The sequence below is a fragment of the Streptomyces sp. NRRL S-378 genome, from assembly GCF_000720645.1.
GTDB lineage: Bacteria > Actinomycetota > Actinomycetes > Streptomycetales > Streptomycetaceae > Streptomyces.
The window spans coordinates 1-7,946 of the sequence record NZ_JOBX01000124.1; the positions used below are offsets into that span (position 1 = coordinate 1).

6 protein-coding genes are annotated in these 7,946 nt (G+C 72.6%); 3 read left to right on the forward strand and 3 right to left on the reverse strand.

What is annotated here, in order from left to right; all coding sequences use genetic code 11:
* The first annotated feature begins 22 nt into the window (after nucleotides 1–22).
* Complete coding sequence (locus tag IH80_RS0137595) at nucleotides 23–1,720, forward strand: flavin monoamine oxidase family protein (RefSeq protein ID WP_030966388.1); 1,698 nt, start codon at nucleotides 23–25, stop codon at nucleotides 1,718–1,720.
* 79 nt (nucleotides 1,721–1,799) lie between these two features.
* On the opposite strand, the gene IH80_RS0137600 is transcribed toward IH80_RS0137595, so the two are convergent.
* The 3 genes from IH80_RS0137600 to IH80_RS0137610 form a co-directional block, all read right to left on the reverse strand.
* Nucleotides 1,800–2,441, reverse strand: a complete 642-nt coding sequence (locus IH80_RS0137600; protein WP_030966390.1) for a DUF5995 family protein — start codon at nucleotides 2,439–2,441, stop codon at nucleotides 1,800–1,802.
* 76 nt (nucleotides 2,442–2,517) lie between these two features.
* A complete protein-coding gene (locus IH80_RS0137605) occupies nucleotides 2,518–3,915 on the reverse strand; it encodes a uracil-xanthine permease family protein (protein WP_030966391.1) in 1,398 nt (465 codons plus the stop codon).
* Between the two features lie 132 nt (nucleotides 3,916–4,047).
* On the reverse strand, nucleotides 4,048–5,286 hold the full coding sequence (locus IH80_RS0137610; protein ID WP_030966392.1) for an MFS transporter: 1,239 nt from the start codon (nucleotides 5,284–5,286) through the stop codon (nucleotides 4,048–4,050).
* A gap of 55 nt (nucleotides 5,287–5,341) precedes the next feature.
* On the opposite strand from IH80_RS0137610, the gene IH80_RS0137615 reads away from it, so the two are divergent.
* Both IH80_RS0137615 and IH80_RS0137620 read left to right on the forward strand, forming a co-directional pair.
* Nucleotides 5,342–6,493 (forward strand): ROK family transcriptional regulator, encoded by a 1,152-nt coding sequence (locus tag IH80_RS0137615; protein ID WP_051810352.1) that lies wholly within the window; start codon nucleotides 5,342–5,344, stop codon nucleotides 6,491–6,493.
* Between the two features lie 118 nt (nucleotides 6,494–6,611).
* The gene (locus tag IH80_RS0137620; protein ID WP_030966394.1) at nucleotides 6,612–7,799 is read left to right on the forward strand and encodes a serine hydrolase domain-containing protein; all 1,188 of its coding nucleotides are present in this window, start codon (nucleotides 6,612–6,614) and stop codon (nucleotides 7,797–7,799) included.
* Nucleotides 7,800–7,946: the final 147 nt, after the last annotated feature.

The window sequence follows — 7,946 nt, forward strand, 5'->3', positions numbered from 1 at the left end:
CGCCCGCAAGGAGTCGTACCCCATGACGTCCACGGTGCCCACCACCGCCGTCCCGCACAGCGACGGACAGCCGCCGATCACCATGTTCGGTCCGGACTTCCCGTACGCCTACGACGACTTCCTCGCCCACCCGGCGGGCCTCGGCCAGATACCCGCGACCGAGTTCGGCACCGAGGTCGCCGTCATCGGCGGCGGACTCTCCGGCATCATCTCGGCCTACGAGCTCATGAAGATGGGCCTCAAGCCCGTCGTCTACGAGGCCGACCAGATCGGCGGCCGCCTGCGCACCGTCGGCTTCGAGGGCGCCGAGACCGAGGGCCTCACCGCGGAGATGGGCGCCATGCGCTTCCCGCCCTCCTCCACGGCCCTGCAGCACTACATCGACCTCGTCGGCCTGGTCACCGAGCCCTTCCCGAACCCGCTCGCCGAGGCCACCCCCTCCACGGTCGTCGACCTCAAGGGCGAGACCCACTACGCGGAAACCATCGCGGACCTCCCGCAGATCTACCGCGACGTCGCCGAGGCCTGGAACGCCTGCCTCGACGAGGGCGCCGACTTCTCCGACATGAACACCGCGATGCGCGAGCGGGACGTCCCGCGCATCCGCGAGATCTGGGCCAAGCTCGTCGAGAAGCTCGACGACGAGACCTTCTACGGCTTCCTGTGCAAGTCGGAGTCCTTCAAGTCCTTCCGCAAGCGCGAGATCTTCGGCCAGGTCGGCTTCGGCACCGGCGGCTGGGACACCGACTTCCCGAACTCGATCCTCGAGATCCTGCGCGTCGTCTACACCGAGGCCGACGACCACCACCGCGGCATCGTCGGCGGCTCGCAGCAGCTGCCGCTGCGCCTGTGGGAGCGCGAGCCCGAGAAGATCGTCCACTGGGCCCAGGGCACCTCCCTGTCCACCCTCCACGACGGCACCCCGCGCCCCGCCGTGACCCGCCTGCACCGCACCGCCGGCAACCGCATCACCGTCACCGACTCCACCGGCGACATCCGCACGTACCGCGCCGCGATCTTCACGGCCCAGTCCTGGATGCTGCTGTCGAAGATCGAGTGCGACGACACGCTGTTCCCGATCGACCACTGGACGGCGATCGAGCGCACCCACTACATGGAGTCGTCCAAGCTGTTCGTCCCCGTCGACCGGCCGTTCTGGCTGGACAAGGACGAGGAGACCGGCCGCGACGTCATGTCGATGACGCTCACCGACCGCATGACCCGCGGCACCTACCTGCTGGACAACGGCCCGGACAAGCCCGCCGTCATCTGCCTCTCGTACACGTGGTGCGACGACAGCCTGAAGTGGCTGCCGCTGTCCGCGAACGAGCGGATGGAGGTCATGCTGAAGTCCCTCGGCGAGATCTACCCCAAGGTCGACATCCGCCGCCACATCATCGGCAACCCGGTCACCGTCTCCTGGGAGGACGAGCCCTACTTCATGGGCGCGTTCAAGGCCAACCTCCCCGGCCACTACCGCTACCAGCGCCGCCTCTTCACCCACTTCATGCAGGACCGTCTCCCCGAGGACAAGCGCGGCATCTTCCTCGCGGGCGACGACATCTCCTGGACGGCCGGCTGGGCCGAGGGCGCGGTCCAGACCGCCCTCAACGCCGTCTGGGGCGTCATGCACCACCTCGGCGGGTCCACGGACTCCACCAACCCGGGCCCGGGCGACGTCTACGACGAGATCGCCCCGGTCGAACTCCCGGAGGACTGACCCTCCCGGTCCCATGATCACGGGCCGCCGCCCCGCGCCGTCAGCACGCGGGCCGGCGGCCCGTTCTCATGCCCGCCCCTCAGCCGCGGGGCGTCAGCAGGCAGCGGCCCACCAGGCCGACGCCCGCGTCCAGGGAGTCCGTGAACTCCTCGGCCAGGTCCGGCGCCCGGCGCAGCGTCCACAGCAGCCGGGCCGCCGACCAGGCTCCGGCGCGGGCCCGCTCCAGGCTCCACGAGCCGACCAGATGGGTCAGCGGGTCGGCGATCTCCAGCAGGTCCGGCCCCGGCATCAGGTCCTCCCGGATGTGCTCCTCCAGCGAGACCAGCGTGTCGCCGACCCGGTCGAAGTCCGCCTCCAGGGCCCGCGGTTCGCAGTCCAGCTCCCCGCACGTGGACACCACCGCGAGCGCCAGGTCGTGCCCGATGTGCGCGTTGATCCCCGCCAGCGCGTGCTGGAGCGGCCGGATCCCGGGGTGGCGGCGGTACTGCAGCAGCGGGCGCCAGCAGGCCGGTGCCCGGTCCGCCTCCACCGCCGTCAGGTACCGCTCGGCGAACCGCACGCTGAGGGTCGCCGCCCGCCGGGGCGCAGGGAAGCCCCCGTGCTCGATCCGCCGGTGCAGGGTCTCCGTCACCGTCAGGTAGACCCGGTTGAAGACGGCGACGCCGTCCTGCGCCGGGAGCCGCTCCTGCAGGGCGCGCATCCGCGCCAGCACCGCTTCCATGGGAGGCAGGGTCGCAGGCGCCGCCGCGGATCCGGGGAACTTGGCCGTACGCTTCCCCGGTTCGGGCGAAATCCCGTCAACGGGGCTTGTCCTCCGCCTCCCCGCCGTCGTCGTAGGCGGAAGTGCCCGCGTCGAGCAGGGGCGCCTGGGGCTTCAGGTGCGCGGGGGCGAAATACCGCAGCGCGTGGTAGCCGCCGATCACCACGATCGTGCCCAGCGCGATGCCGCCCAGCTCGAAGCTGTCGGTGATCTGCAGCTTCACACCGCCGACGCCGATGATGATGCCCGCCGCGGCCGGCACCAGGTTCAGCGGATTGCGCAGGTCCACCCGGCCGTTGACCCAGATCTGGGCGCCGAGCAGGCCGATCATCCCGTACAGGATGACCGTGATCCCGCCGAGCACCCCGCCGGGGATCGCGGCGACGACCGCGCCGAACTTGGGGCACAGGCCGAAGAGCAGCGCGAAGCCCGCAGCCGCCCAGTAGGCCGCCGTGGAGTAGACCCGGGTGGCCGCCATGACGCCGATGTTCTCGGAGTACGTGGTGTTCGGCGGGCCGCCGACGGCCGTGGACAGCATCGACGCGGCGCCGTCCGCCGCGATGGCCGTGCCCAGCTTGTCGTCGAGGGGATCACCGGTCATCTCGCCCACGGCCTTGATGTGCCCCGCGTTCTCGGCGATCAGCGCGATCACCACGGGCAGGGCGATCAGGATCGCCGACCACTCGAAGGACGGCCCGTGGAAGGACGGCAGCCCGATCCAGTCGGCCTTCGCGACCGCGGAGAGGTCCAGGCGCCAGTGGTCCACGGCCGCCTCCCCGCCCACCGTCGAGTGGATCTTGCCGAAGAGCAGGTCGAACAGCCAGGAGATCGCGTACCCGAAGACCAGCCCCAGGAAGATCGCGATGCGCGACCAGAAACCGCGCAGGCACACCACGGCGAACCCGGTGAACAGCATGGTCAGCAGGGCCGTCCACTGGTCCTGCGGCCAGTACGTGGACGCCGTCACCGGCGCCAGGTTGAAGCCGATCAGCATCACGACCGCGCCCGTCACGATCGGCGGCATCGCCGTGTGGATGATGCGCGCGCCGAACCGCTGCACCGCGAGGCCGGCCAGGAACAGCGCCGCACCGACCACGAACACGGCGCCCGTGACGACCGCGCTGTCCCCGCCCGCGGCCCGGATCGCCGCCGCGACACCGACGAAGGACAGCGAACAGCCCAGGTACGACGGCACCCGGCCGCGCGTCGCCAGCAGGAAGATCACCGTCGCGATGCCGGACATCATGATGGCCAGGTTCGGATCCAGGCCCATCAGGACCGGCGCGACGAAGCTCGCGCCGAACATCGCCACGACGTGCTGGGCGCCCAGCCCGGCGGTCCGCGGCCACGACAGCCGCTCCTCGGGCCGCACCACCGCGCCGGGGGCCGGGGTCCGCCCGTCTCCGTGCAGGGTCCACCCCACGCCGAGGCCCATGTTCCACTCCTCTTTCCCGGTCTTCTCTTTGCCGGTCTTCCCGGTTTTCCCGGTCTTCCGGACGAGCACGGCAGCGGCCGCGCACACATCGAAGCCGCAGCGCACGGGGTGCCGCTGCGGCCAGTCGACATATTACGGCCGGATATCGGCAGGTTCGTCGAGATCGGCCACCGGGCCGGCCTTCCCGCAGAGCCCGCTCCCGGACCGCCCCACCGGCTTCGGGCGCAGCACCGAGGCGCCCACCACCAGCGCGAACGCCAGCACCGTCACCAGTCCGAACGACACCACCAGCGAGGTCGCGTCGGCCACCGCCCCGATCGCCGACGGCGCGATCAGCCCCGACGTGTACGTGATCGTCGCAACACCGGCGATCGCCTGCGCCGGAGCCGGCCCGCTGCGCCCCGCTGCCGCGAAGGCCAGCGGGACCACCACCGCGATACCGAGCCCGATCAGCCCGAACCCGGCCAGCGCGCCCGCAGGGTTGCGGACGCCGACGACGAGCAGCCCGCCGAGGGTGGCCAGCACACCGCCCGCGCGGACCGTGCGCACCGCACCGAAGCGGTCCACCACCCGGTCGCCGACGAGCCGGGCCACGGCCATCGTCAGCGCGAAGGCGGTGGTGGAGGCGGCTGCGAGGCCCGCGTCCGTGTGCAGGACGTCCCGCAGGTAGACCGCCGACCAGTCCAGGCTCGCACCCTCGGCGAACACCGCGCAGAAGCCGATCGCGCCGATGAGCAGCGCGGACTTGGGCGGCAGCGCGAAGTGCGGCGGCGCCTCGGCCCCCTCCGCGCTCCGCAGGTCCAGCACGCCCTGTACGGCGACCAGCCCGACCGCGGTCAGCACGAGCGCGGCGACCAGGTGGTGCAGCCGGGCGTCGGTCCCGGCGTGCGCGGCGACCGTACCGGCGGCCGACCCCAGGAGCGCGCCCACGCTCCACATGCCGTGCAGGGAGGACATGATCGAGCGGCCCAGCCGGTTCTCGGTCTCCACGCCCAGCGCGTTCATCGCCACGTCCGACATGCCGGCGGTGGCCCCGTACACGAGGAGGGCGAGGCACAGCACCGGCAGGTTCGGGGCCAGGCTCGGCAGGATCAGCGAGAGGGTCCACAGCACCAGCAGCCCGCGCAGCGCGGTACGCGCCCCGAACCGGTGGTTGATCCGCCCGGCCAGGGGCATCGCGAGCGCCGCGCCCAGGGCGGGGAAGGCGAGCGCGAGCCCCAGGGTGCCCGCGCCGAGCTGGGCATGGTCCTGGATCCACGGGATGCGGGTGGCGAAGGAGCCGGTGACGGCGCCGTGGGCGCAGAAGACGGCGGCGATGGCGATACGGGCATGGCGCAGGCGCGCCGGGCTGAGGTCGGAGTCCCCGGTCATGGCGCATAAACTATCAGGGAACCTGCCTGATAGATAATGGCCCCGACTCCCTAGGATGGGCGCCGTGACTCCAGCCCACGCCCCGGTACCGTCCCCGGCCTCACCCAGCACGGCCCGGGCCATCAACGACCGCCTCGCCCTACGACTCCTCCAGGACTCCGGGCCGCTGACGGCGAGCCAGCTCAAGACCATGACCGGCCTCTCCCGCCCGTCCGTCGCCGACCTCGTCGACCGGCTCACCGACGCGGGCCTGATCGAGGTCGTCGGCGAGTCCGGCGCACAACGCCGCGGCCCCAACGCCAAGCTCTACGGGATCGTCGCCGGCCGCGCCCACCTGGCCGCCCTCGACGTCCGCACCGACCGGGTCACCGCCGTCGTCACCGACCTCCTCGGCCACCCCCTCGCCGAGGCCGCCCTGCCCGTCGGCGCACCCGAGGACGCGGTCGCCGCCCTGCTGCGCACCGCCCGCGAGGCCGGCGCCGACGAACTGCACACCGTCGTCGTCGGAGCCCCGGGCCTGGTCACCCCCACCACCGGCGAACTGCGCGACACCATCGGCCTCCCGGCCTGGCACCGGGACCTGGTGACGGCCCTGCAGCGGACCCTGCCCGCCGACGTGGCCGTCGAGAACGAGACCAACCTGGCCGCCCTCGCCGAGCAGCGCCTGGGCGTCGCCCGAGACCTGGACTCCTTCGTCCTGCTGTGGCTCGGCGCCGGGGTCGGCGCGGCCGTCGTCCTGGACGGCCGGCTGCGCCGGGGCGCCTCCGGCGGGGCGGGCGAGATCGGCTTCCTCCCCGTACCGGGCACCGGCGGGCTGCCCTCGGCCGTCGACTGCGCGGGCGGCTTCCACGCCCTGGCCGGCCGGGACGCCGTGACCGCCCTGGCCCGCGAACACGGCTTCGCAGGCCCAGCGGAGCAGGCCGTCGCGGGGGCCGCCGGCGAACCGTTCCTCGAAGCCCTCGCCGAACGCCTCGCCCTGGGCGCGGCGGCCGCCGCGGCCCTCCTCGACCCGGGCTGCGTGGTCCTCGCCGGAGAACTCGGCCGCGCGGGCGGCCCCGCCCTGGCCGCCCGGGTCTCCCACCGCCTCGCGAAGCTGACCCCGGTCCCGACGGAGATCCGCGCCACGACCCTGGGCGATCCGGCAGTCCTCGCCGGCGCCCGCCTGGCAGCCCGCGAAGCGGCCCAGCGGGTGCTGTTCGGGGGGTGAACCCCACCCCGGGGACGGGTGCAGGCGGGATCGTGCGGGGCGGCCGCGCCCGGAAGGGTTGCTCCCGGCGCACCTCACCGGTCGCCGGACGGCCGACGATTGCACAGGGGGGCGACCGATGCGGGAACAGTCACGGAAGCACGCGCAGGAGCACGTACGGAGGCGGGCACGGAAGCCGGCACGCCACGGGTGGCGTACGGGCGCGGCCGTCGCGGCCCTCGGCGTGATGGCCGCGAGCGTCATGGGAACGGGCACCCTGGCGCCGAACGCGGCAGCCACAACCACCCCGGACACCGTCCAGCAGGGCTTGAACGCGCTGGTGCGCTCCGACGGCGCGCCCGCCGCGCTGGCGAGCGTCAGGGGACGTGACGGCCGCACCCGTACCTACACCGCGGGAGTGGGAGACCTGGCCACCGGAGCGAAGGTGCCCCGGGACGGGCAGGTACGGATCGGCAGCAACACCAAGACCTTCACCGCGGTGGTCGTGCTCCAACTGGTGGGTGAGGGAAGGATCGGCCTGGACGCCCCCGTCGACACCTATCTGCCCGGCCTCGTCCGGGGAGAGGACATCGACGGGAGGCGCATCACCGTCCGACAGCTGCTGCAGCACACCAGCGGACTCCCCAACTACACGAAGTACGACCTCGAACCGCGGCAGTACCGGCCCCGCGACCTCCTCGACATCGCCCTCCGGCACAAGGCGGACTTCGCCCCCGGCGCGAAATGGGAGTACAGCAACACGAACTACGTGCTCGCCGGCCTGATCGTCGAGAAGGTCACCGGCCACGCCCTCGCCGAGGAGATGGACCGGCGCATCATCGAACGCCTCGGTCTGCGCCACACCTACTTCCCCGCCCCCGGCGACGCGACCGTCCGGGAGCCGCACCCCCGCGGCTACCACCGGGGAGCAGCAGGGGAGCCGCTGCGCGATGTCACGGAGACGGACCCCTCCTGGAGCTGGGCGGCGGGCCAGCTGATCTCCACCAACTCCGACCTCAACCGCTTCTACTCCGGGCTCCTCAGGGGCCTGCTCCTCCCGGAGGCCCAGCTCGCCGAGATGCGCACCACCGTCCCCGCCCCGTACTTCGGCCGCGGCGCCGCCTACGGACTGGGACTCGTGAGCAGGCCGCTGTCGTGCGGCGGCGTCTACTGGGGCCACGGCGGCAGCTACCCCGGATACGAGACCCGCGGCGGAGTCACCGAACAAGGCCGACGCGCCGCCAACGTAGCGGTGACCCTCAATCCGGCCGACAGGGCCGCGACGGACCACGCCGACGCGGTGGTGGACCGGGCCCTGTGCGACTGAGGGAGGGGAGGGGCGGGGCGGTGGTGTGGGGGAGCGGGAGGCGGCTGGGGTGCCAGGCCTGAAGGCGCGGGGGTGGTGTGTGTGGGGGCTGTCTCTTATACACATCTGACGCTGCCGACGAATAGAGAGGTGTAGATCTCGGTGGTC